Here is a 22,353-nt window from a genome sequence, read left to right on the forward strand (position 1 = left end):
CTGCGCCGAGCGCTCGCGGCCCTGGCCCTGGGCCTGTGCGTGGCGCTGCCCGCGCAAGCCCTGCCCAGCTACGCCGAGGTGCATGCCGATTGGCGCTCGTCCGAAGCGCTGGTGCTCGACCGCCACGGCGAGCTGCTGCAGCGCGTGCGGGTCGACCCCCAGGTGCGGCGGGGCGCGTGGATGGCCTTGGGCGATGTGTCGCCCGCCTTGCGCACGGCCCTGGTGCTCAGCGAAGACAAACGCTTCCACGAGCACAGCGGCGTGGACTGGCGCGCGGTCTCGGCTGCGGCCTGGGCCAACCTCTGGAACACCCGCACGCGCGGGGCCTCCACCATCACCATGCAGCTCGCCGCCCTGCTCGACGAGCCCGATGGCGACTTGCAACGCGGCGCGGGCGGGCGCCGCCTGACGCAGAAGCTCGGCCAGGCGCTCGCCGCGCAACGGCTGGAGCGGCAATGGCGCAAGGACCAGATCCTGGAGGCCTACTTGAACCTCGTGCCGTTCCGCGGCGAGCTCGTCGGCATCGACGCGCTCTCGCGCACCCTGTTCAGCAAAGCCCCGCACGGCCTGGACGAGCGCGAAGCCGCGGTGGCCGCGGCGCTGGTGCGCGCGCCCAACGCCCGACCCCGCCAGGTGGGCCAACGCGCCTGCGGCGTGCTGCGGCTCATGCAGCCGGGCCACCCCGTCGATTGCGAAGCGGTGCAGATCACCACCGCACTGGCCTTGCAGAGCCGCGACTTCGCCGCCAGCGAAGGCATCGCGCCGCACCACGCGCGGCGTCTGCTGGCCGAGGCCGGCCCCGACGCGCGCAGCGTGCGCTCCACCGTGTCCGCGCCGCTGCAACGCTTCGCGCTGCAAACCTTGCAACGCCACCTGCGCGAACTGCGCGGGCGCAATGTGCAGGACGGCGCACTGGTGGTGCTGGACAACGCCAGCGGCGAGGTGCTGGCCTGGGTGGGCTCGTCCGGCCCGCTCAGCGCAGCCTCGCAAGTCGACGGCGTGCTGGCGCTTCGCCAACCGGGCTCCACGCTCAAGCCCTTCCTGTATGCGCAAGCCATCGCCGAGCGGCGCATGACGGCCGCGTCGCTGCTGGACGATTCGCCGGCCGCCATCCCCACCGCCAGCGGCCTCTACATCCCGCAGAACTACGACCGCCGCTTCAAGGGCTGGGTGTCCGCGCGCACCGCGCTGGCGGCCTCGCTCAACGTGCCGGCCGTGCGCACGCTGGTGATGGTCTCGCCCGAAGCCTTCCACCGCCAGCTGGGCCGGGTCGGCCTGCCGCTGCGCGAGAGCGCGGGCTTCTACGGCTACAGCCTGGCCCTGGGCAGCGCCGAGGTGCCGCTGCTCGCGCTCACCAACGCCTTCCGCAGCCTGGCCAATGGTGGACGCCATGGGCCGGTGGGCTCACCGCCGCAGGGCGCGCCCGCGATCGACCCGCGCGCGGCCTTCATCGTCGGCGACATCCTGAGCGACAGCAACGCGCGCGCGCGCACCTTCGGCACCGACAGCCTGTTGGCCACACGTTTCTGGTCCGCCGTGAAGACCGGCACCAGCAAGGACATGCGCGACAACTGGGCCGTGGGCTGGTCCGAGCGCTACACCGTTGGTGTGTGGGTGGGCAATGCCAGTGGCGCGCCCATGTGGGACGTGAGCGGCACCAGCGGCGCGGCGCCGGTCTGGGCCACGGTCATGCAACACCTGCACGCCCACACGCCGAGCCGCGCGCCCCAGCCACCTCCCGGCCTGGTGCAAGCCAGCGCCACCTTCGAAGGCCCCGAGAGCGATCGGCCCCTGGAGGCGGCGCGCAGCGAATGGTTTCTGAAGGGCACCGAGCAGACCCGCTTCGCGATGGAGCGTGCGTCCCCGGCAGAACGGAGCCGCGCTCCGCTGCACATCCGCTCGCCGGCGCCGGGCACCATCGTCGCTCTGGACCCGGACATTCCGCCCCGGCACCAGCGCCTGACCTTCACCGCCTCGGGCGCGGGCGGACGCTGGCGCCTGGACGGCAAACCGGTGGCACAGGGCGCACAATTCCAATGGCTGCCCTGGCCCGGCCGGCACGTGATGCAGCTCACCGACGCGCGCGGCACGGTGCTGGACGAAGTGCGTTTCGAAGTGCGTGGCGCCGGGGTGAAGGCACGCTGAGCCAGCCTCCCCTCAAAAATTTCAAACCGCGCCGGCGCGCTTTCACGCGGCTTTTCCGGGCCCGCCGCTAACATGCGTGCCAACCAGCGCTTGCGGCCGCAGGCCGGACCCACCCCCCAACGGAGACCCTCGCATGACCGTGATCACCACCGTGGAAGACCTGCGCGTCCTGGCCCAGCGCCGCGTGCCGCGCATGTTCTACGACTACGCCGATTCCGGCTCCTGGACCGAGAGCACCTACCGGGCCAACAGCGAAGACTTCCAGAAAATCAAACTGCGCCAGCGCGTGGCGGTGAACTTGGAGAACCGCAGCACGCGCAGCACCATGATCGGGCAGGACGTGGCCATGCCCGTGGCCATCGCGCCCACCGGCCTCACCGGCATGCAGCACGCCGACGGGGAGATCCTCGCGGCGCGCGCCGCGCGCAAGTTCGGCATTCCGTTCACGCTCTCCACCATGAGCATCTGCTCGATCGAAGACGTGGCGCAGCACGCCGGCGAAGGCTTCTGGTTCCAGCTGTACGTGATGCGCGACCGGTCCTTCATCGAACGCCTGATCGACCGCGCCAAGGCCGCGCGCTGCAGCGCCCTGGTGCTCACGCTGGACCTGCAGATCCTCGGCCAGCGCCACAAGGACCTGAAGAACGGCCTGACCGCGCCGCCCAAGATGACGCTGGCCAACATCCTCAACATCGCCAGCAAGCCGCGCTGGGCGCTGGGCATGCTGGGCACGCCGCGCCGCCAGTTCGGCAACATCGTGGGCCACGTGCAGGGCGTGACCGACATGGCCAACCTCGGCGCCTGGACCGCGCAGCAGTTCGACCCCAAACTCAACTGGGGCGACGTGGAATGGATCAAGCAGCGCTGGGGCGGCCCGCTGATCCTCAAAGGCATCCAGGACGTGGAAGACGCGAAGCTGGCCGTGGCCTCGGGTGCGGACGCGCTGATCGTGAGCAACCACGGTGGGCGCCAGCTCGATGGCGCGCAAAGCAGCATCGAAGCGCTGCCGACGATCGTGGACGCCGTGGGGCGCCAGATCGAAGTGCACATGGACGGCGGCATCCGCAGCGGGCAGGACGTGCTCAAGGCGCGAGCGCTGGGCGCGCGCGGTGTCTACATCGGCCGGTCCATGCTCTATGGGCTGGGCGCGATGGGCGAGGAAGGCGTGAGCAAGTGCCTGGACATCATCCACCGCGAACTCGACCTCACCATGGCCTTCTGCGGCCATACGCAGATCGAGACCGTGGACAAGGGCATTCTGCTGAAGTGAAGAACACCCCCCTGCGCCGGAGCATTCGTAGCTCCCCCCTGCGCCGCTGACGCGGCTTCCCCCCTCTCTGGCGCGCCTTCGGCGCTTGGAGGGGGGGGACGGCATCTTGGGCCGGCGAAGCCGTCCCTCGATGCCTCTGGAAGAGACACTGCTCTCCGAAGACCGTGCCTCAACTCCCTCGCCCCTCTGGGGAGAGGGCTGGGGTGAGGGGCACGCGTGAAGTAGCCCCTGCGCCACTCCGCGGATTCAAAACCCCACCCGGTACACGATGCAAGAACGCGTGCCAGGTGGAAAGGTCTGGCGGGTCTGGGTCTGGTCCGAGATGGACCGGCCATCAACCAGCCTTTTGAGCGATGTCCTTTGGGTTGAAGCTTTGATGTGATCTGCGCCGATCACAACCAGTTTCATCTCAGGGAGTCCTCCATGAACAAGCACCACCGGCGCGTGGCCGTTGCCACGGCCACGGGTTTTTGCGGCCTGCTGGTCATCGTCTGTACCCATGTCGAGGTGCGTGCCCAGATCGTGGCAGACCCCAACGCCCCGGGCCGCCAGCGCCCCACGGTGTTGAGCGCCCCCAACGGCGTGCCCTTGGTCAACATCCAGACCCCGAGCGCCGCCGGCGTCTCGCGCAACACCTACCGCCAGTTCGACGTGAACGGCCCAGGCGCCATCCTCAACAACAGCCGCACCGCCACACCCACCCAACTCGGCGGCCATGTTCCTGGCAACCCCTGGCTGGCCACGGGGTCCGCGCGGGTCATCCTCAACGAAGTCAACAGCACGAACCCCTCGTACCTCAAAGGCCCGATCGAAGTCGCTGGCCAGCGCGCCGAAGTGATTGTTGCCAACCCCGCGGGCATTCAAGTGAACGGCGCCAGCTTCATCAACGCCTCGGGCATCACCATCACCACCGGCGCCCCGGTGATGAACGAAGGCTCGCTGGAGAGCTACCGTGTGCGTGGCGGTCAGGTGCAGATCAACGGCCTGGGCCTGGACACCCGGGGCGCGGACTACGCCGCCATCATGGCGCGCGCCATCGAAGTCAACGCCGCCATCTGGGCCAACTACCTCACCGCCGTGGCCGGTGCGGCAGAAACCCAGGCCCGCCACAACGCCGACGGCAGCCCCATCACCACACCCATCGCACCCGACCTCAACGCGCCCCCACCACCCAAGCCCACCGTGCGCCTGGACGTGGCCGCCATCGGCGGCATGTACGCCGGCCACATCTTCCTGGTGGGCACCGAAGACGGCCTGGGCGTCAAAAACAACGGCACCATCGCCAGCCAGGGCCAGCTCACCCTGCTGCCCAACGGCCAGCTCATCAACAGCGGCCGGGTCTATGGGCAGAACATCCAGATTCAAAGCGCCAGCGAGGTGCGCAACCAGGACGGCGGTGTCATCGCCGCGCGCGAGAGCCTGAACATCGAGGCCGCTCAGATCCACAACACCGAAGGCGCCGAGCTCCTGAGCCTGGGCAAGATGGCGCTCACCGCCACCGAGCGCATCGAGAACCGCTCAGCGCGCATCGAAGCACAAGGTGATCTGGCCATCACCACCCCCACCCTGCTCAACGCCAACGACCACTTCCAGACCGAACTCGTGGCCCAGCCCGGCCAGCGCTACCTGCGCCTGCGCCACCAGGGGGTGGACTACAAGGCCGAAGAACTGGGGATGAACTTCGATCGGCTGGACCGGTACGAGGACAAGGCCGAATGGCAGGTGCTGCTGCCCTCGGGCGATTACCCCTTCAGCCAATACCCGGCACTGGCCGCGCAGTGGGCCGTGCCCCTGGGGGGCTGGAGCGGCAGCTTCCAGCTCGAAGCCAGCCGCACCGAAGAGCCCTGCCCGGGCTCGGACTGCAACCCGACCACTCGGGACACCTACGCGCCCGAGCACCCGATCTGGCAACGCCTGGGTGTTGCGCCCTTCGGTTCGCCGCCCGAGCCACCACCTCAGGGCGGCTCCGAAGACCCGGCCTGGCAGCAGCAGATGGCGCAGTACAACGCGCACAAGCGCGCGCAGCAAGACGCGCTGGACCAGAAGATCGGCGCCTACAACGCCAGCGTGGCCGCGCGCACGCTTGAAGACTGGGTGGTGATCGATGCCACGGCCACGGCGTACAACCCCAAGGTCCTGAGCAGCGCGCCGGGGCAGATCGTCTCGGGTGGGGACATGGCGATCAACGCGCGGGACCAGCTGCTCAACCACAACAGCGAGATCGTCGCCGGCGGGGCATTGAAGGTGCAGGGCGCCAGTTTGGAGAACCGGGGCAGCGAGGTACTCGCGCGCACCGAGCTCAGCGGGCAGGCGGTCTACAGCTGGCGGCGCGAAGAAGGCCTGTTCAAGAACGACGACCGGCTCTACGAACACAGCCCGTACCAGGCGGTGCAGGAGCGGGGAGCGCCCATCAACGTGGCGCGCAGCCAGGGCGGACAGGCCATCCCGCCGGTGATGCACAGCGGCTTGTTCAAGGCCAACCCCGATTCCCAAGGCAACACCCTGATCGAGACCGATCCACGCTTCACCGATCAACGCCAGTGGCTCGGCTCGGACTACCTGCTCAAGGCGCTCTCCAGCGACCCCGACAGCGTCCAGAAACGCCTCGGTGATGGCTTCTACGAACCACTACTGTCCGGTTAAATGGTCCGCGCCGAGCCTGAGATCAAGCATTGGCGCGGGTTGCAGACCGATTTCGTTTGGTGCCGATTTGAACTTCGCTCTTCCAAAACCGCGTACTTTCCCGGGCTTGACTGTCTCTGGGGAAGCGCGTGCACATCGGCAAGACCTTGTTTTCTCAGATCATGGAGTTCGTCCCATGGACCAGCTTCGCGCGCATCGTGCAGCGCCATGGAGGCAACTCGGGTGTGCGAGCGCTGTCGTGCGCCGAGCAGTTCCGGGCGATGGCCTTCGCGCAGCTGACTTGGCGAGAGAGTCTGCGCGACATCGAGGCCAGCTTGTCGGCCAATGCCGGCAAGCTGTATGCGATGGGGTTTCGCTCGGCGGTCAAGCGCTCCACGCTGGCCGACGCCAACGAATCGCGCGACTGGCGCATCTGGTCGGACCTGGCTGCCTTGCTGATCCGGCGCGCACGCAAGCTGTACGCGAACGATGCGCTCGGCGTCGACTTGGACAACACGGTCTATGCGCTGGACTCCAGCACCATCGATCTGTGCTTGAGCCTGTTCGACTGGGCACCGTTTCGATCGACCAAGGCGGCCATCAAGCTGCACACGCTGCTGGATCTGCGCGGCGCTATCCCGGCCTTCATCCACATCAGCGATGGCAAGCTGCACGACGTGAACGTGCTGGACATGCTGAGTTTCGAGGCCGGTGCGTTCTACGTGATGGATCGCGGCTATGTGGACTTCGCACGGCTGTATGCGCTGCACCAGGCTGGCGCCTTCTTCGTTACGCGCGCGAAGTCGCCGATGGATGCCAGACGTGTCTACTCGGCACCCACCGACCGCAGCACTGGCGTCATCAGCGACCAGCAGGTCATGCTCAACGGTCACTACTCGGCCAAGAAGTATCCCGAGCATTTGCGGCGTGTGCGATTCAAGGATCCCGAGTCCGGCAAAACACTGATCTTCCTGACCAACAACACGGCGCTGCCGGCGCTGACGATCGCCGCGCTGTACAAGAGCCGCTGGCGAGTCGAGCTGTTCTTCAAATGGATCAAGCAGCATCTGCGCATCAAGAAGTTTCTCGGCAACAGCGAGAACGCCGTGAAGACGCAGGTGTGGTGTGCCGTGGCCACCTACGTGCTCATTGCCATCGTCAAGAAGGAGCTTCAACTCGATGTCTCGCTTTACACATGTCTACAGATCTTGTCGGTGTCGGTCTTCGAGAAAACCGAGATTTCATGCGCCTTGCAGGCCGACGCGTCCCAGACCGATATGCCCGACGCCGTTAACCAATTGAATTTGTTCGACTTTTAACCGGACAGTAGTGTCTACGAACAAAGGCTCATCCGCGAGCAGGTGGGCCAGCTCACCGGGCAACGCTTCCTGGGCGACCACCGGGACGACGAAGCCCAATTCCTCGCGCTCATGAACGCGGGGCTGACCTTTGCGCAGGAGCACCAACTGCGCCCGGGCATCACGCTCTCAGCCGAACAAATGGCTGCGCTCACCAGCGACATCGTCTGGCTGGTGGCCGAGGACGTGACCTTGTCCGACGGACGCAAAGAGAAAGCGCTCGTGCCCCGGGTCTACCTGGCACCTCGCTCGGGTGATCTGAGCCCCAGTGGTGCGCTGATCGCGGGCAACACGGTGAAGATTCACATGAGCGGCGATGTGCTCAACAGCGGCACCGTGGCGGGTCGGCAACTCGTGCAAGTCAGCGCGGGCCGCGACATCAGGCACAGCGGACAGATTGCCGGTGACGTTGTGGCGCTCAACGCAGAGCGCGACATTCACATCCGGGGTGGCGAAGTCAGAGCCAAGGATGCAATCGTGCTCGATGCCGGGCGCGATCTGACCGTCGCCAGCACCACCCGCACGACCACCACGCAGGCCGGGAACAACACCTTCGAGCGCACCGGCATCGACCGGCAAGCGCGCCTGTACGTGAGCGACGAAGCCGCCGTGCTGCTCGCCCAGGCCGGGCGCGACGTGACCCTCACCGGTGCCGACATCCGCAACGATGGCAACGGTGCCACCCTCATCAGCGCCGGGCGCGATCTGAACCTCGACACCGCCCGCACCAGTGCCAGCGACGATCTGCACTGGGGCCCCGACCACCGCCAGCGCACCACGCGCACCCAGGAGCTGGGCACGCGCATAGAAGCCGCAGGCGATGTGGAGCTGAGCGCCGGGCACGACCTGCACGCCCGCGCGGCCAACGTGCAAGCCCAGGGCGATCTGAGCGCCCAGGCCGCGCGCGACGTGAAAATCGAAGCCGGCACCCAGACCCTGGACTACGCCGACGCGCACCACAAGAAGAGCAGCGACTTCCTCGCCAGTGGCAGCCTCACCACGCGCAGCACCGTGAACACGAGCGAGGCCGTCTCCAGCCAGATCGGCGGGCGCACGGTAGACATCCAGGCCGGGCACGACCTGGCCGTGGTCGGCTCCAGCGTTATCAGCGACCAGGGCACGGCGCTGCGGGCCGGGCGCGACGTGAGCATCACGGCCGCGCAGACCCGTTCGGACAGCACCCATTACCGCGAAGAGAAACACAGCGGCCTGATCGACAGTGGGGGTGGCCCCATGCTGGGCAGCCAGGCCCAGAGCCGGGACGAACAGCGCACATCCACAGGCGCTGCCGCCTCGACCATCGGCGCCATCGCAGGCGACGTGAACATCGTCGCCGGGCGGCACTACCGGCAAGTCGGCTCCGACGTAATCGCTGCGGGCTCTCGCACGCCTCCTACGCCTCCTACGCCACCCCCGCTCGTTGAAACACCGCCGGTGGAAACCCTCACCACCCAACCCTCGGTTCTTGGACCCCGAGGCGGCGACATCACCATCACCGCGCAGGACCTCCAGATCGTTGAAGCGCGCACCGGCGAACACCGCCGCGTGGAAGAGAGGTTCCGCCAAAGCGGCCTGAGCGTGGGCGCGGGTGGCAGCCTGGTCGAAGCCACGCAGAACATCGGCAACACCCTGGAGGCCACCGAGAAGACCGAAGACCGCCGCATGCAAGCCCTGGGGGCGGCAGCAGCGGGCTTGCAGGCGTACAACGCCGCATCCAGTGCGGCCACCAGTGCCGCAGCCGATCCTCAGTCCGGCGTGGGCATCACCTTCACCCTGGGATCGAGCAGCAGCCAAAGCCTGCACGAGCAAAGCTCCGATGAAGCCCGCGGCTCCCGCGTGCGCGCCGCTGGTGACGTGCGCCTGATCGCCCGTGGGGCTGGCCAGGACTCCGACATCCTCGTGCGTGGCAGCCAGATCCAGGCCGGAGAGAGCGCCGCGCTCAGCGCACAAGGCGACATCCACCTGCACGCCGCCCAGAACACCGCGGCAGAACACAGCCGCACGCAAAGCAGCAGCGCCAGCGTGAGCGCCACCTACAACGGCAGCTGGTCCTTCAGCGCCAGCGCCAGTTCAGGTCAAGGATCGGGCGACGGTGAAGAACGCCTGCACAGCAACACCCGCATCGAAGCTGGGCGGCAGGTCACGCTCCAGTCCGGGGGCGACACCGAACTTCAGGGTGCAGTGATCGCGGCCAACACCGTGCAGGCCCAGGTGAGCAAAGACCTGCGCATCCACAGCCCGCAAGACAGCAGCGTGTGGCGGGAACAAAGCTCCACGAAGGGCGGCTCGGCCAGCAGCGCGGGGGGCGCCAGTGCCAGCGCGAGCCGAACCCAGATCAACGCCGACTTCGCCTCGGTGGGCGAACAAAGCGCCATCCGCGCAGGCGATGGTGGCTTCCAGGTGGAGGTGCAAGGCAAGACCACCCTCATCGGCGGAGCCATCACCAGCACGCAGGCGGCGCTGGAGCAGGAACGCAACCGATTCGAGGGCCAAGGCGGCATTGAACTCAGCGACGTGCACAACCGCGCCCGCTTCGAGGCCAGCAGCGTGGGCGGGAGCGTGGGGGTGGGTAGCCAACTGGGCAACAGCGGGGCGGGCGTCGGATCGGCCTCGGGCTCGGCCAGCAGCACCACCACGGCAGCCATCTCCGGCATCGCGGGCGACAAGGGAGCGCGCACGGGCGACGCCCAGAGCGGCCTTGTGCCCATCTTCGAAAAGGACAAGGCCCGAGACGACGTCGAAGCCCAGGTGGTCATCACCAAGGCGTTTGCGCAGCAAGCCGCCAAAGCCATCGGCAGTTACGCCAATGGGCAATTGGCCCAAGCGCAGCGCTTGAAAGAAGCTGCCGCCTCCGAAGTCGACTCCGTGAAGCGCCAAGCCATGATGGACGAGGCCAACGCGTTGGAGGACACCTGGAAGGAAGGAGGTGCTGCCCGTGTGGCCCTGCACGCGCTGGCAGGCTTGGCCGGCGGTGGTGTGGCCGGCGCGGCCGGTGCTGGTGTGAGCCAGATCGCCGTGCCCGCCTTGGGCGAGCATATTGCCGCGTTGGACCTGCCGGTGGAGATCAAGCAAGCCTTGGTGCAGGCGGCAGGCGCCACGGTGGGTGCAGCGGTCGGAGGCAGCGCCGGTATGGCCAGCGGCCTGACGGCCACCGCCCAGAACTACCTCAGCGCGGCCGATCTGCGCAGCAAGCACCAGAAACTGAGCGCCTGCCGCAGCGCAGGCGACGCGGCCTGCGAGATCCGCGTGCTCAAGGAATACGAGCTCAAGAACGCCAGGAACAGCGGGACCATCGACTACGCCAGTGTGCTCAGCGAGAGCGCGCTGCAGGCCGAGAAAACCCAACTGGAGCAGTTGTTGCGCGATCCGGCGCTCAGCGAGGCGGCCAAGGCCGAAGCGCGGCGCAGCATCCAGGAACTCGACCTCGCCATCGGCGCGATCCAGCGCGCGCCGGCCATGCGCGATGTGGCCGAGCTGGGCTTGATCGCGATGGACGTAGCGCTGCTGGGCAAGCTCGCCGTGGCCAAGGCGCTGACGACGACCGTGGTGCGCCAGATGGTTCTGGCCCGCACGGGCAAGGAGATTGGCGAGATCGAGGCCGCGAGAATCGTCAACGGGATCTACCGAGACGGCTCGCTGGCCGACCCGGCGCGGGCGATGTCACCCATGGGAGGCTGGAAGTCGGCGGTGGAGATCACGGGGGCCGAGGCCGATGTGTTGATCGGGCAGCGCTTGCCGCAGGGGGCGAAGGTGGTATCTGTGGATGAAGCAAACGCCATCAACCTTGCAGTCACCAAATCGAACCCGGGTTTCGTGGCCCCCTTTGTGTCGGACACTCGAGTGGTCACGCTTCAAACGGACCAGACCGAGCAATTCGTTCGCGTGTACGTGGTTGAGGCGAACAAGTCCGACATGGCGGGTTCGTGGATGATGCGAGCCGATGACATCAAAGGCCTGACCCCCGAGCAGATCGCGAGCAAGTACGCTTTACCTCAGGTGCCGACGCATGTGGCCGACGTGACGGTCCCGGCCGGCAATACCATGCGGGTGTCGGTGGCCAACGACGTGCAGATCAAGCAAGGTCTTGGCGGCAATGGCGGGGGTGGTGGGGTGCAGTTTGAGGTGACTTCGCGCCCTGCGATCGATGCGGATTTTGAGCGCTGGTTCACCAATCCAAGGAGTCTGAAATGAGAGGTGAGGTATTGAGTGCTTTGGGTTCACAAGTGTCGTACGAAGTTGCCTTGGGTCGTGGGCAGAGGCTCGTGTCGATCAATCCGATCGAGCCACGCTGGAGCGATATCGAACTAGCCAATCACAACGTCTTTCGTCTAAACGCAAAGAACGAGGTGGTCTGGCAGGTGCGCAGGGTTGAGAACCCCGGAAGTCCAAGTTGGCCTGACAAGCACGCGATGGCTAGGCAATGGCACCAGCAAGGTTTGATCGATGGTGCATATACGGAAGACGGCTATCTCGACCCGTTCACCCGCTTGGCCATGGACGAACGCGCCGCGACTGATGCTGAGCCCCAAGGCATCTGGCGCCCTGGCTGTGTGGTCTACCTGCTCACGCGTTGGTGGAGTTACGTGCTCGACCCGCAGACCGGCATTGCAACCTGCACTGGCGATCAAATGAAGTAGGAAATGGCCGATGCGAGGGTCCCGGCGGGCAACACCGTGCGCGCGTCTGTTGCCAACGATGTGCAGATCTCGAGACCTCCCATCGACGGTGACTTCAAAAGTTGGTTTACGAATCCGAGGAGGCTGAGACACCAAGGCCATGGAGCTGCGCCGCCAAGGCAACGAGGCCGAAGCGCGCAAGTGGGACGAAGGCGGCGAATACCGCGTGGCGATGCACACCGCCATTGGCCTGCTCGGTGGTGGGGTAGGCGGTGCCGTGGGCGCAGCAGCCGGCGCCACGCTGGTGCCTGTGCTGGGCGAGGAGATCGCCGGCCTGAACCTGTCCGAGCCGGTGCGCCAAGGGCTCACGCAGGTGGTGGGGGCGGTGGTCGGTGGTGCGGCGGGGGGGCGCGGCGGGCGCGAGCACCTCGTTCAACCAGGCTGCGCACAACTACGTGAGCCACAGCCCGTTCGCCAATGTGCGGCGCACGGTGAGCCAGGAGAACGCGCGCTTGGTCAACGTGTGCGGTGCGAACTGCACGGCAGAAGACCTGCAGCGCATCGACCGGCAGATGGTGGCCTTGGAGCAGGCGGGCAACTTGGCCGAGATCGCACAGCGCGGGGTGATGACATCGCAGCAGGCGCAGCAGATGGCGCAATTGGTGTTCGAGCTCTACCCGGGTTACGGCAACGCCGAATCGTTCGCCCAGCTCATCACGGGGCAGAGCAGCCTCACGGGGGAAGCGGTCAGCCGCTTCTGGGCTGCGGTCGGGGTGATTCCCATAGCCGGGGGCGTCTTGAAGAAGGTGGGCGAGCCTTCGGTGGAGGCGTTGAATGCCTTGCTGAAAAAGGGCGAGGCTGCTCATAGTGCGGGCAGTGTCTTAAAGGATTTCAATCAAGCCCACAATGCGGCAGTTCAGTGGCTGGAAGTTCGTGGATTCAAGGCTGAGCAGGCTACCGTAGGGAAATTCGGCGACAACGCCGGTATGCCGATTGGTATGAAGTCCGCAGACGGGGAAATCAGGCTTTCGTGTGGAATTCGATGAAAGGCATGGCGCTCACATCAATGTATGGTCTGAAAAGGAAAAAGACACTTTTAGCTTTGACGGCAACCAGTCCCTGATCAATCAGGTCGTAAAGCAGTACATCAAGGAAAGACCATGAGCACATATGAGGATGACGTTCGATCGACGCTAAAAGCACTGTTCGACGTCGGAGAGCTTCTTGATGCTGGAGACGCGGTCGTATGTCGGTGACGGTGCGACCGACTTTGCATTAACGGGTGCCGTAGACGTGATTCGTAGGGTGTTGCCTGTTCTGTTGGAGGTTTCACAACACCACTACTTTTTGGGGCCAGAGTGCTCTTGGTGCATGTGTCTCACGATGGAGGGAGACATTGGATTCGGACGCAGTGAAAACACCAGTCGCCTTTCGTGCCCTTGAACGCTGGTTGGCCAACAATCCGGATGCGTCGAACTATCACGAGCTGGTTTTTGAAAGCGTGTTCTTCAAGCAAATGCCATCACAAGATTGGTTCACACAAAGAAATCCAACCTTGTAAAGCAGTTCGACTCGCCACCAAAAGTGCACACAGTTGACGCTCAGCCCAACACCCCCGCCGTCAACCGCAACACCCGCGCACAACGCGCCGCCAAGGTCTCGTCGTGCGTCACCACGACAAACGCCGTTCCCTGGTCGCGCGCCAATTCCATCATGAGCTCGAACACGCTGTCGGCGGTGCAGCGGTCCAGATTGCCCGTGGGTTCATCGGCCAGCACGCAGGCCGGTTGCGCGACCAGCGCGCGCGCGATCGCCACGCGCTGGCGTTCACCACCCGAGAGCTCGGCGGGACGGTGGTGCAGGCGCTCCGACAAGCCCACGCGTGCCAGGATCTTTTCGGCTTGCGCGGCCGCCTCGGCGCGCGGCAAACGGCGGATCCACAGGGGCATGGCCACGTTGTCGCGCGCGCTGAACTCGGGCAGCAGGTGGTGGAACTGGTAAACAAAGCCCAGGTGGCGGTTGCGCAAATCGCCTTGCTGCGAAGGACTCAGGCCCGAGAGCCCCTGCCCCATCAGTTGCACGCTGCCGCTGCTGGGAGCGTCCAATCCACCGAGCAGGTGGAGCAAGGTGCTCTTGCCGGAACCAGAGGCACCGACGATGGCCACCGTTTCGCCCGCGCGCACGGCAAGGTTCACGCCTTGCAGCACCGTAACGTCGAGCCGGCCTTCTTGAAAGCGCTTGGTCAGGCCCTGGGCCTGCAGAACGGTCTCACTCATAGCGCAGCGCCTCGGCAGGGTTCACGCGGCTGGCGCGCCAACTGGGATAAATGGTGGCCAGAAAGGCCAGCACCAGGGAGATCACCGCCACCGGCACGATGTCGGTCTGCTGTGGGTCGCTGGGCATGCGGCTGATGAGGTACACGTCCTGCGGCAGGAAGCTCGCGCCCAGCAGGCGTTCGAGCGCGGGCACCAGGGTGTCGATGTTGAAGGCCACGCCCAGGCCGAGCAGCAGGCCCAGGCCGGTACCGATCACGCCCACCATCGCGCCCTGCACCATGAACACGCCCATGATGCTGCGCGGGCTCGCGCCCAAGGTTCGCAGGATGGCAATGTCGGCGCGCTTGTCGGTCACGGTCATCACCAGTGTGGACACGAGGTTGAACGCCGCCACCGCCACGATCAACGTGAGGATGATGAACATCATGCGTTTCTCCAGCTGCACGGCGGCGAACCAGGTGCGGTTCTGCCGCGTCCAGTCGCGCACCAGCAGGCCCGGGTCGAGGCTGGCGGCAATGGAGATGGCCACCTCGCGCGCTTCATGCAGATTCTTGATCTTCACGCGCACGCCGGTCGGGCCTTCCACGCGGAAGATGCGCGCGGCATCGTCCTGGTGCAGCAGCGCCAGCGCCGAGTCGTATTCGAAGTGGCCGGAATCGAAGGTGCCCACCACGGTCATCTGGCGGATGCGCGGCACCACGCCGGCGGGCGTCACCTGCCCGCTGGGCGCGATCAGCGTGACCGTGTCCCCGGCGATCACGCCCAGGCTGCGCGCCAGCTCGCCGCCCAGAATGACACCGAACTGGCCCGGCACCAGGCGCGGCAGCAGCGTGTCGGACAGGTCGGCCACGAGATCGGTCACCTTGGGTTCGAGCGCCGGGTCGATGCCGCGCACCAACGCGCCCTTCATGTCCTCGCCGCGCGCGATCAGGGCCTGCGCGCCCACGTACGGCGCGGCACCCACCACCTCCGGGTGGCGCTCGATGCGCGCCAGCGTGTCGGCCAGGTTGGGAATCGCCTGGCCGTTGGGCTCGAACACCTCGATGTGCGAGAGCACGCCGAGCATGCGGTCGCGCACCTCTTTCTGGAATCCGTTCATGACCGAGAGCACGATGATGAGCGCGGCCACCCCGAGCGCGATGCCCAGCATGGACACGCCCGAGATGAAGGAGATGAAGCCGTTGCGCCGGGTGGCGCGGCCGGCACGCGTGTAGCGCCAGCCGAGAATGAGTTCGTAGGGTGTTTGCATGCGGTGGTATCCAGCGGGCATTGTGGCATCACCGACAATCGCGTCATGCCCGCCCCTTCCCCGGCTTCCGAGCCTTCTTCGCACCTGCTGGTTCCCTTTGCCAGCGCCAGCGACCCCGGCGCACGCGCGGCACTGCCCCAGTTGCACCTGCCCCAGCTGACCGCGCTGCTGGCGGAATGGAACCTCGTGTACACCGACACTGGCGACGACCACACGCTGAGCCCACCCCATGAGCGCGCGCTGGCGCAGGCCAGCGGTGTGGTGCGCGGCGACGGCTGCCCGTTCGACGACGGCCAGATCCCCTGGGCTGCGGCAGAGAGCACCAGGCCCACCGAACCGCAGGCCTGGTTCACGCCCTGCCATTTCCAGGTCGGCATGGAGCAGGTCACGCTGCTGCCCGGCGAGCAACTGGACCTGTCGGAGGCACATTCGCGCGCGCTGTTCGAAGCCCTGGCGCCGTATTGCGCGGAAGACGGCATCACCCTCACCTTCGTCTCGCCCACGCGCTGGCACGCCCAGGGCGAACCGCTGCGGGGCCTGGCCTGCGCCAGTCTGGACCGCGTGGCCGGCCGCTCGGTGGAGGCCTGGATGGCCGAGAGCACGGCCAACCCCGCGGGCGCCCAGTTGCTCAAGCGGCTGCAGAGCGAAGCGCAAATGCTGTTCTACACACACCCGGTGCACGATGCGCGCGAAGCCGCGCGCCTGCTGCCGGTGAATGGCTTCTGGGTCAGCGGCGCGGGCGCGTTCCTGAAGGCACCCGCGCTGCCAGCCGCTCCCACCGTGTCCGACGCGCTGCGCCGCCCCGCCCTGCAGGCCGACTGGGCCGCGTGGTCGCTGGCCTGGACCACACTCGACCAACACGACATCGCGGCATGGCGCGCGCGCGCCAAGCGCGGCGAACCGCTCACGCTCACGCTCTGCGGCGAACGCACGGCCCAGCGCTGGACCAACACCCACGCGGGCAGCGCGCTGGCGCGTCTGGGCCGCCGCATCTCACACCTGCTGGGCACGCCGCCGGCCTGGAAAACACTGGAAACTCTATGAAGATCATCGTTCGAGACGTGCCCCCACGCGCTGCCTGGGCACTTGAGCAGAGCGGCATGCACCCGCTGCTCGCACGCCTGTTCGCCGCGCGCGGCATCACCACCCCCGACGAGCTGGACGACGCGCTGGCGCGCCTGCTGCCACCCTCCACCATGCTCGGCGCGCAAGAAGCGGCGCGCGCTCTGGCCGATGCCCGGGCGGCCGGCAAATCCATCTGCATCGTGGCCGACTACGACTGCGACGGCGCCACGGCCTGCGCGGTCGGCCTGCGTGGCCTGCGGTTGCTGGGTTTCGAACGGGTGAACTACCTCGTGCCCGACCGCGTGACCGACGGTTACGGCCTCACGCCCTCGATCGCAAAACGTGTGAAGGCGCAGGGCGCGGACGTGCTGGTGACGGTGGACAACGGCATCGCCAGCGTCGAGGGCGTGCGCGCCGCGCGCGAGCTGGGCCTGGACGTGATCGTGACCGACCACCACCTGCCCGCCTTGAAGAACGGCGAGGTCACGCTCCCGCAGGACTGCATCATCGTCAACCCCAACCAGCCCGGCTGCGGCTTCGAGAGCAAGTCGATCGCCGGCGTGGGCGTGATGTTCTATGTGCTGCTGGCGCTGCGCGCTGAGTTGCGCGAGCGCGGCGTGTACACGGCACAGACCCAGCCCAAGATCGACACCTTGCTGCCGCTCGTGGCCATGGGCACCGTGGCCGACGTGGTCCGCCTGGACGCCAACAACCGCCGCCTCGTGTCACAAGGCTTGAAGCGCGTGCGCATGGGCGCGATGCCCGCCGGCATGACGGCGCTGTTCAACGCCGCCGCGCGCAAGCCGGCGGCGGCCACCGGGTTCGACTTCGGTTTTGCCCTCGGCCCGCGCCTGAACGCAGCCGGCCGCCTGGCCGACATGACGTTGGGCATCGAATGCCTTACCACCGACGATGGGTTGCGCGCCGACGAACTCGCGCGCACGCTCGATGGCATCAACCGCGAGCGCAAGGCGATCGAGGGCGACATGCGCGAGCAGGCCTTGATGATGGCCGAGGAGATGTTCGACGAGTCCGAAGAGCCGCCGCCCGCGCTGGTGGTGTTCGACCCGGACTTCCACGAAGGCGTGGTCGGCATCGTGGCCTCGCGTCTGAAGGACAAACTGCACCGGCCCACTTTCGTGTTCGCCGCCAGCGGTGCCGAAGGCAAGGAGCACGAACTCAAGGGCTCGGGGCGCTCGATCGCGGGCTTCCATCTGCGCGACGCGCTCGATCTTGTGGCCAAGCGCCACCCGGGCGTGTTGCTGCGCTTTGGCGGCCACGCCATGGCCGCAGGCTGCACGGTGGACGAGGAACACCTGGAAACTTTCGAAGCCGCTCTGCAGCAGGTGGCGCACGAATGGCTGGACGCCGCCACGTTGCAGCGCCGCCTGGAGGCCGATGGCCCGCTCGACCCGAAGTACCGCCGCACCGACGTGGTGGACACTTTGCACAAGGAGGTGTGGGGCCAGGGCTTCGCGCCGCCGGTGTTCAGCGAAGAAGTGCAGGTGGTGTCGCAGCGTCTGGTGGGGGAGAAGCACCTGGCACTCAAGCTCAAGCACCAGGGCGAGCCGGTCGACGGCATCTGGTTCGGCCATACCGACCCCTTGCCCTCGCGCGTGAAGATCGCGTTTCGGCTGGATGCGGATGAGTGGCAGGGGCAGCGGCGGGTGCGGTTTCTGGTGGAGGCTGCGGAGGTTTGATTCTTGCGCTCTTCGCTCCTGGACCTCGCGGAATCGGGGCGCCCCGGCGCTCTGCTCCGCGGGTGTCCCCCGCCGCCGGGAGGGCGGCTCCTCCTTTACCCCGCTGCGCAGAACGCCGGGTCGCCCCGATCCAGAAGGGCACAGGCGCACACATGGCTGCGTCTACTATGTGCGCGGCACGCCGATGCCGGGTGGCCTTGAGGTAACGCTGGCGCGAAACCGAAGTGAGAAGAAACGCCACGAGCGCAGAACGCTCAGACCACCACAGGCTCAGGCTCCAGCAAGATCCCGAAGCGCTCGTACACACTGGTCTGGATGGCCTTGGCCAAGGTCATCACCTCGCCACCGGTGGCCCCGCCGCGGTTCACCAGCACCAGGGCCTGCTTTTCATAGACCCCCGCATTGCCCACGCCCCGCCCCTTCCAGCCGCAGGCGTCGATCAACCACCCCGCCGCCAGCTTGATGCTGCCATCGGCCATCGGGTAGTGCACCACCTTCGGGTCGCGCGCGATGATGTCGGCGCACTGATCCTCGCTCACGGTGGGGTTCTTGAAGAAGCTGCCGGCATTGCCGATCACCGCCGGGTCGGGCAGCTTGGCGCTGCGGATCGCGCAGATCCAGTCGAAGATCTGTCGCGCGTCCGGCCGTGCGATGCCGGTCTCGGCGATCTTGCGCTCCAAGTCCGCGTAGCCCAGCACCGGCTTCCAGGGCTTGGGCAGCCAGAAGCGCACGCGCGTGATGGCGGCGCGCCCGGCGAGGCCAAAACCCTTGTCGCCCGCCGGCGTGTGCTTGAACACCGAGTCGCGGTACCCGAACCCGCACTGCGCGGCGTTCAGCGTGAACGGTTGACCGGTCTGCAGATCCACCGCGTCGAGTTCGTGAAAGCGGTCCTGCAGTTCGACGCCGTACGCGCCGATGTTCTGCACCGGAGACGCGCCCACGCAACCCGGAATCAGCGCCAGGTTCTCCAGGCCCGGCCAGCCCTGCTCCAGCGTCCAGCGCACGGTGTCGTGCCAGCTCTCACCGGCGCCCGCCTCCACCAGCCAGCCCTTGGCGGTTTCGTCCACCAGGCGCCGCCCGCGGATCTCCATCTTGAGCACCAGCGGCTTCACATCGCCCGTGATCACCAGGTTGCTGCCACCACCGAGCACGAAGGGCGCGGCCTCGCGCGTGAGTGCCGGCCAATCGGCGCTGGCCATGAGTTCAAGAAGATCGGCCTGCTGGCGCACACGCACCAGCCGCTGCGCGCGCGCAACGATGCCAAAACTGTTGTATGGCTGGAGTGCCACGTTGTTCTCGACTACCATCCCCGGATTGTCTCACCCACCCCCAGGATCCATTCGCCATGCCTTCTTTTGATACCGTCCTCGAAGCCGATTTCGTCGAAGTGAAAAACGCGGTCGACCAGGTCACGCGCGAGATCGGCACCCGCTTCGATTTCAAAGGCACCAGCGCGGCCATCGAACTCAAGGAAAAGGAGAAGGAAATCATCCTGCACGGCGATGCCGACTTCCAGCTGCAGCAGATCGACGACGTGCTGCGCGGCAAACTCACCAAGCGCGGCGTGGACGCGCGTTTTCTCGACGTCGGCAAGGTGGAGAAAGCCGGCGGCGACAAGGTCAAGCAAGTGGTCAAGGTGCGCAACGGCATCAGCACCGAAGACGGCAAGAAGATCCAGCAGGTCATCAAGGGCAGCAAGCTGAAGGTGCAAGGCGCGATCCAGGGCGATGCGGTGCGCGTGACCGGCGCCAAGCGCGACGACCTGCAGGCCGCCATGGCGCTGATCCGCAGCGAGCTCAAGGACCTGCCGCTGTCGTTCAACAACTTCAGGGATTGAGTGGACAGTATTCCTGGAGCAGGCCACCTCGCTCGTTGCGCCTTGGCGTTGACCGCGCTGGGCCTGGCCGCCCAGCTCGCCCTCGCCCAGCAGGTCGCGCTCTCCGGCATGGCCGGTGGCAAGGCGCTGGTGAACATCGATGGCGCGTCGCCACGCTTCATGGCGCCCGGGCAGTCGCACCAGGGCGTCAAGCTGCTGAGCCTGCAAGGCGAGGCGGCCGTGTTCGACATCAACGGCCAGCGCCAGACGCTGCGCGTGGGCGACGCGCCGGTGAGTGTGGGCAGCCGAGGCACGCCGGGCACCGACACGGGAGGCCGACAGCGCATCGTGCTCACGGCCGATTCGCGCGGCCATTTTTTTCCGTCCGGCCAGATCAATGGCCGAGCGGTGCAGTTTCTGGTGGACACAGGGGCGTCCTCGGTCATCCTGAGCGAGTCCGACGCCAAACGCATCAACCTCGACTACACGAAGGGGCGCCGCGTGATAGTGAACACGGCCAATGGCAACGTCTCGGGGCACCAGGTGAGACTGGACTCCGTGCGTGTCGGCGACGCACAGGTCTATGGCGTGGACGCCATCGTGCTGCCCCAGCCGATGCTCTTCGTGCTGCTGGGCAACACCTTCCTCACGCGCTTCCAGATGCAGCGCCACAACGACCAGCTGGTGCTGGAAAAGCGGTTCTGATCAAGCCGCCCTGACGGCGGCTGTCACCACGATCTCGATGCGCCAGGCCGGATTGGCCAAGGCCGCCTGCACCGTGGCGCGCGGCGGCGCGGTGCCAGGCACCACCCAGGCGTCCCACACCGCGTTCATGGCGCCAATGTCCGCGATGTCGGCCAGAAAGATCTGCGTGCGCAGGATGCGCGACTTGTCGCTGCCCGCTTCCTCCAGGCGCTGCTGCACCTGTTGCAGCACGTCCTCGGTCTGGCCGGTGATGTCGGTGTCGCCGCGCTCGGGGACCATGCCGGCGAGGTAGACCACGCCGTTGAACACGGCGGCTTCGCTGTAGCGCGCGGCCATGCCAACGCGTTGGATATCGGTGCTCACTTCTTCTTGGCTCCCAGTTTGCTTTCTTTGCCAGCGATCAGGCGGTTGATGTTTTCCGAATGGCGCCAGATCAAGAGCAAGGCCATCACGGCGAGCGCCAGCACCATCACGCCCGGGGCGTCCCAGACCACGCGGTTGCCCAGCAGGAAAAACGCCGGCGCGAACACCGCCGTGACGATGGAGGCGAGCGACGAATAGCGGAAGAACACGGCGATGATCACCCAGGTGGCCAGCGCCGCCAGCCCCAGCCAGGGCTCGAATCCGATGATGACGCCGGCCGCCGTGGCCACGCCCTTGCCGCCCTGGAAGCGGAAGAACACTGGGTAGAGATGGCCCAGGAAGGCCGCCAACCCGACCAGCGCCACCGTGCCGTCGCCCAGGCCGTAGGGCTCGCCCCACCACTTCACCGCCACCACCGGCAGCCAGCCTTTGAGCGCGTCGAGCAGCAGCGTGATGACGGCCGCCGCCTTGTTGCCCGAGCGCAGCACGTTGGTGGCGCCAGGGTTCTTGCTGCCATAGGTGCGCGGGTCGTTCAGGCCCATGAGGCGGCTCACCAACACGGCGAACGACAAGGAGCCGATCAGGTAGGCGGCCACCGTGGCCAGCAGGGAATAGGTCATACAGGAATCTCCTCGATCTCGTCGAAAGCCGCGTCTGTGCGCGGTCAGGGGTGGGCTATTCTGCCAGCGCGCAGTTCACCGCCCGCGCACCCAAGGGAGCGGACAACACCGCCGGGTCGAGCCCCACGAGAAAACCGCGCCGCCCGCCATTGATCCAGATCCTGGGCAGCGCGAGCACCGTCTCTTCCACCCACACGGGCATGTCCCGCTTGAGGCCGAAGGGCGAGGTGCCGCCCACCAGAAACCCACTGTGCCGGTTCGCCACCTCGGGCTTGCACGGCTCGACCGACTTGGCACCGATCTGGCGCGCGAGGTTCTTGGTCGACACGGTGCGGTTGCCGTGCATGAGCACCGCCAGAGGCCTGGCCGCCTCGTCCTGCATGATCAGCGTCTTGACCACCGCGAAAGGGTCGAAGCCCAGCACCTGCGCACTGTGCTGAGCGCCACCGTGTTCGAGGTATTCATAGGGGTGTTCGGTGTACACCACGCCATGCGCCTTCAGCCAGGCCGTGGCGGGCGTTTCGCTCACATGGGTCTTTTTGGCCATG

18 protein-coding genes are annotated in these 22,353 nt (G+C 66.7%); 11 read left to right on the forward strand and 7 right to left on the reverse strand.

Features of this window, described 5'->3' with window-relative positions; translation table 11 throughout:
• The 6 genes from pbpC to F9K07_RS22495 all read left to right on the forward strand — a co-directional run bounded on the left by pbpC (window position 1) and on the right by F9K07_RS22495 (window position 12,032).
• A complete protein-coding gene (gene pbpC / locus F9K07_RS22470) occupies window positions 1–2,145 on the forward strand; it encodes a penicillin-binding protein 1C (protein ID WP_159597050.1) in 2,145 nt (714 codons plus the stop codon).
• A gap of 133 nt (window positions 2,146–2,278) precedes the next feature.
• Window positions 2,279–3,415 carry an alpha-hydroxy acid oxidase gene (locus tag F9K07_RS22475; RefSeq protein WP_159595535.1) on the forward strand — a complete coding sequence of 379 codons (1,137 nt, stop codon included), beginning with the start codon at window positions 2,279–2,281 and terminating at the stop codon, window positions 3,413–3,415.
• 423 nt (window positions 3,416–3,838) lie between these two features.
• Window positions 3,839–6,058 carry a filamentous hemagglutinin N-terminal domain-containing protein gene (locus tag F9K07_RS22480; RefSeq protein WP_159595536.1) on the forward strand — a complete coding sequence of 740 codons (2,220 nt, stop codon included), beginning with the start codon at window positions 3,839–3,841 and terminating at the stop codon, window positions 6,056–6,058.
• 128 nt (window positions 6,059–6,186) lie between these two features.
• Window positions 6,187–7,356 carry an IS4 family transposase gene (locus F9K07_RS22485; protein WP_159590777.1) on the forward strand — a complete coding sequence of 390 codons (1,170 nt, stop codon included), beginning with the start codon at window positions 6,187–6,189 and terminating at the stop codon, window positions 7,354–7,356.
• A gap of 42 nt (window positions 7,357–7,398) precedes the next feature.
• Window positions 7,399–11,586, forward strand: a complete 4,188-nt coding sequence (locus F9K07_RS22490) for a hemagglutinin repeat-containing protein (RefSeq protein ID WP_159595537.1) — start codon at window positions 7,399–7,401, stop codon at window positions 11,584–11,586.
• 71 nt (window positions 11,587–11,657) lie between these two features.
• Window positions 11,658–12,032 carry a hypothetical protein gene (locus tag F9K07_RS22495; protein ID WP_159595538.1) on the forward strand — a complete coding sequence of 125 codons (375 nt, stop codon included), beginning with the start codon at window positions 11,658–11,660 and terminating at the stop codon, window positions 12,030–12,032.
• A gap of 106 nt (window positions 12,033–12,138) precedes the next feature.
• On the opposite strand, the gene F9K07_RS22500 is transcribed toward F9K07_RS22495, so the two are convergent.
• A complete protein-coding gene (locus tag F9K07_RS22500) occupies window positions 12,139–12,462 on the reverse strand; it encodes a hypothetical protein (RefSeq protein WP_159595539.1) in 324 nt (107 codons plus the stop codon).
• Window positions 12,463–12,466: 4 nt separating this feature from the next.
• On the opposite strand from F9K07_RS22500, the gene F9K07_RS22505 reads away from it, so the two are divergent.
• Window positions 12,467–13,057 carry a pre-toxin TG domain-containing protein gene (locus tag F9K07_RS22505; protein WP_159595540.1) on the forward strand — a complete coding sequence of 197 codons (591 nt, stop codon included), beginning with the start codon at window positions 12,467–12,469 and terminating at the stop codon, window positions 13,055–13,057.
• A 555-nt stretch (window positions 13,058–13,612) separates the two neighbouring features.
• On the opposite strand, the gene lolD is transcribed toward F9K07_RS22505, so the two are convergent.
• Together lolD and F9K07_RS22515 are read right to left on the reverse strand one after the other, a co-directional pair.
• Window positions 13,613–14,287: a lipoprotein-releasing ABC transporter ATP-binding protein LolD gene (gene lolD / locus F9K07_RS22510; RefSeq protein WP_159595541.1), complete on the reverse strand. Its 675-nt coding sequence runs from the start codon at window positions 14,285–14,287 to the stop codon at window positions 13,613–13,615.
• Entirely contained in the window at window positions 14,280–15,536 is a 1,257-nt protein-coding gene (locus F9K07_RS22515; RefSeq protein ID WP_159595542.1) for a lipoprotein-releasing ABC transporter permease subunit, read from the reverse strand. The genes lolD and F9K07_RS22515 overlap by 8 nt, the downstream gene beginning before the upstream one ends.
• A 45-nt stretch (window positions 15,537–15,581) precedes the next feature.
• Here F9K07_RS22515 and F9K07_RS22520 point away from each other — a divergent pair, with 45 nt between their 5' ends.
• Both F9K07_RS22520 and recJ read left to right on the forward strand, forming a co-directional pair.
• Window positions 15,582–16,580 carry a phosphoglycerate mutase gene (locus F9K07_RS22520; RefSeq protein ID WP_159595543.1) on the forward strand — a complete coding sequence of 333 codons (999 nt, stop codon included), beginning with the start codon at window positions 15,582–15,584 and terminating at the stop codon, window positions 16,578–16,580.
• Entirely contained in the window at window positions 16,577–18,301 is a 1,725-nt protein-coding gene (recJ, locus tag F9K07_RS22525; protein ID WP_159595544.1) for a single-stranded-DNA-specific exonuclease RecJ, read from the forward strand. Before F9K07_RS22520 ends, recJ begins: the two co-directional genes overlap by 4 nt.
• 254 nt (window positions 18,302–18,555) lie before the next feature.
• Here recJ and murB read toward each other — a convergent pair whose 3' ends face one another.
• Complete coding sequence (murB, locus tag F9K07_RS22530) at window positions 18,556–19,608, reverse strand: UDP-N-acetylmuramate dehydrogenase (protein WP_159595545.1); 1,053 nt, start codon at window positions 19,606–19,608, stop codon at window positions 18,556–18,558.
• Between the two features lie 38 nt (window positions 19,609–19,646).
• Here murB and F9K07_RS22535 point away from each other — a divergent pair, with 38 nt between their 5' ends.
• Complete coding sequence (locus F9K07_RS22535; protein WP_159595546.1) at window positions 19,647–20,138, forward strand: YajQ family cyclic di-GMP-binding protein; 492 nt, start codon at window positions 19,647–19,649, stop codon at window positions 20,136–20,138.
• A 48-nt stretch (window positions 20,139–20,186) separates the two neighbouring features.
• Complete coding sequence (locus tag F9K07_RS22540; protein ID WP_442907449.1) at window positions 20,187–20,822, forward strand: retropepsin-like aspartic protease family protein; 636 nt, start codon at window positions 20,187–20,189, stop codon at window positions 20,820–20,822.
• Here F9K07_RS22540 and F9K07_RS22545 read toward each other — a convergent pair whose 3' ends face one another.
• The 3 genes from F9K07_RS22545 to F9K07_RS22555 are packed head-to-tail and all read right to left on the reverse strand — an operon-like array spanning window position 20,823 to window position 22,352.
• A complete protein-coding gene (locus F9K07_RS22545; RefSeq protein WP_236581443.1) occupies window positions 20,823–21,185 on the reverse strand; it encodes a RidA family protein in 363 nt (120 codons plus the stop codon).
• Window positions 21,182–21,805, reverse strand: coding sequence for a glycerol-3-phosphate 1-O-acyltransferase PlsY (plsY, locus tag F9K07_RS22550; protein WP_159595547.1), 624 nt, complete (start codon window positions 21,803–21,805; stop codon window positions 21,182–21,184). The genes F9K07_RS22545 and plsY overlap by 4 nt, the downstream gene beginning before the upstream one ends.
• 55 nt (window positions 21,806–21,860) lie before the next feature.
• On the reverse strand, window positions 21,861–22,352 hold the full coding sequence (locus tag F9K07_RS22555) for an aminoacyl-tRNA deacylase (RefSeq protein WP_159595548.1): 492 nt from the start codon (window positions 22,350–22,352) through the stop codon (window positions 21,861–21,863).
• Between the last annotated feature and the right edge of the window lies 1 nt (window position 22,353).

It is taken from the genome of Hydrogenophaga sp. BPS33 (assembly GCF_009859475.1).
Classification (GTDB): Bacteria; Pseudomonadota; Gammaproteobacteria; order Burkholderiales; family Burkholderiaceae_C; genus Hydrogenophaga.

Excerpts from the sequence above, each read along its gene's own strand:
- F9K07_RS22515 (WP_159595542.1), bottom strand. The coding sequence starts at position 15,536 with ATGCAAACACCCTACGAACTCATTCTCGGCTGGCGCTACACGCGTGCC.
- F9K07_RS22555 (WP_159595548.1), bottom strand. The coding sequence starts at position 22,352 with ATGGCCAAAAAGACCCATGTGAGCGAAACGCCCGCCACGGCCTGGCTG.
- F9K07_RS22475 (WP_159595535.1), top strand. The coding sequence starts at position 2,279 with ATGACCGTGATCACCACCGTGGAAGACCTGCGCGTCCTGGCCCAGCGC.
- recJ (WP_159595544.1), top strand. The coding sequence starts at position 16,577 with ATGAAGATCATCGTTCGAGACGTGCCCCCACGCGCTGCCTGGGCACTT.
- F9K07_RS22535 (WP_159595546.1), top strand. The coding sequence starts at position 19,647 with ATGCCTTCTTTTGATACCGTCCTCGAAGCCGATTTCGTCGAAGTGAAA.
- lolD (WP_159595541.1), bottom strand. The coding sequence starts at position 14,287 with ATGAGTGAGACCGTTCTGCAGGCCCAGGGCCTGACCAAGCGCTTTCAA.
- F9K07_RS22520 (WP_159595543.1), top strand. The coding sequence starts at position 15,582 with ATGCCCGCCCCTTCCCCGGCTTCCGAGCCTTCTTCGCACCTGCTGGTT.
- murB (WP_159595545.1), bottom strand. The coding sequence starts at position 19,608 with ATGGTAGTCGAGAACAACGTGGCACTCCAGCCATACAACAGTTTTGGC.
- plsY (WP_159595547.1), bottom strand. The coding sequence starts at position 21,805 with ATGACCTATTCCCTGCTGGCCACGGTGGCCGCCTACCTGATCGGCTCC.
- F9K07_RS22480 (WP_159595536.1), top strand. The coding sequence starts at position 3,839 with ATGAACAAGCACCACCGGCGCGTGGCCGTTGCCACGGCCACGGGTTTT.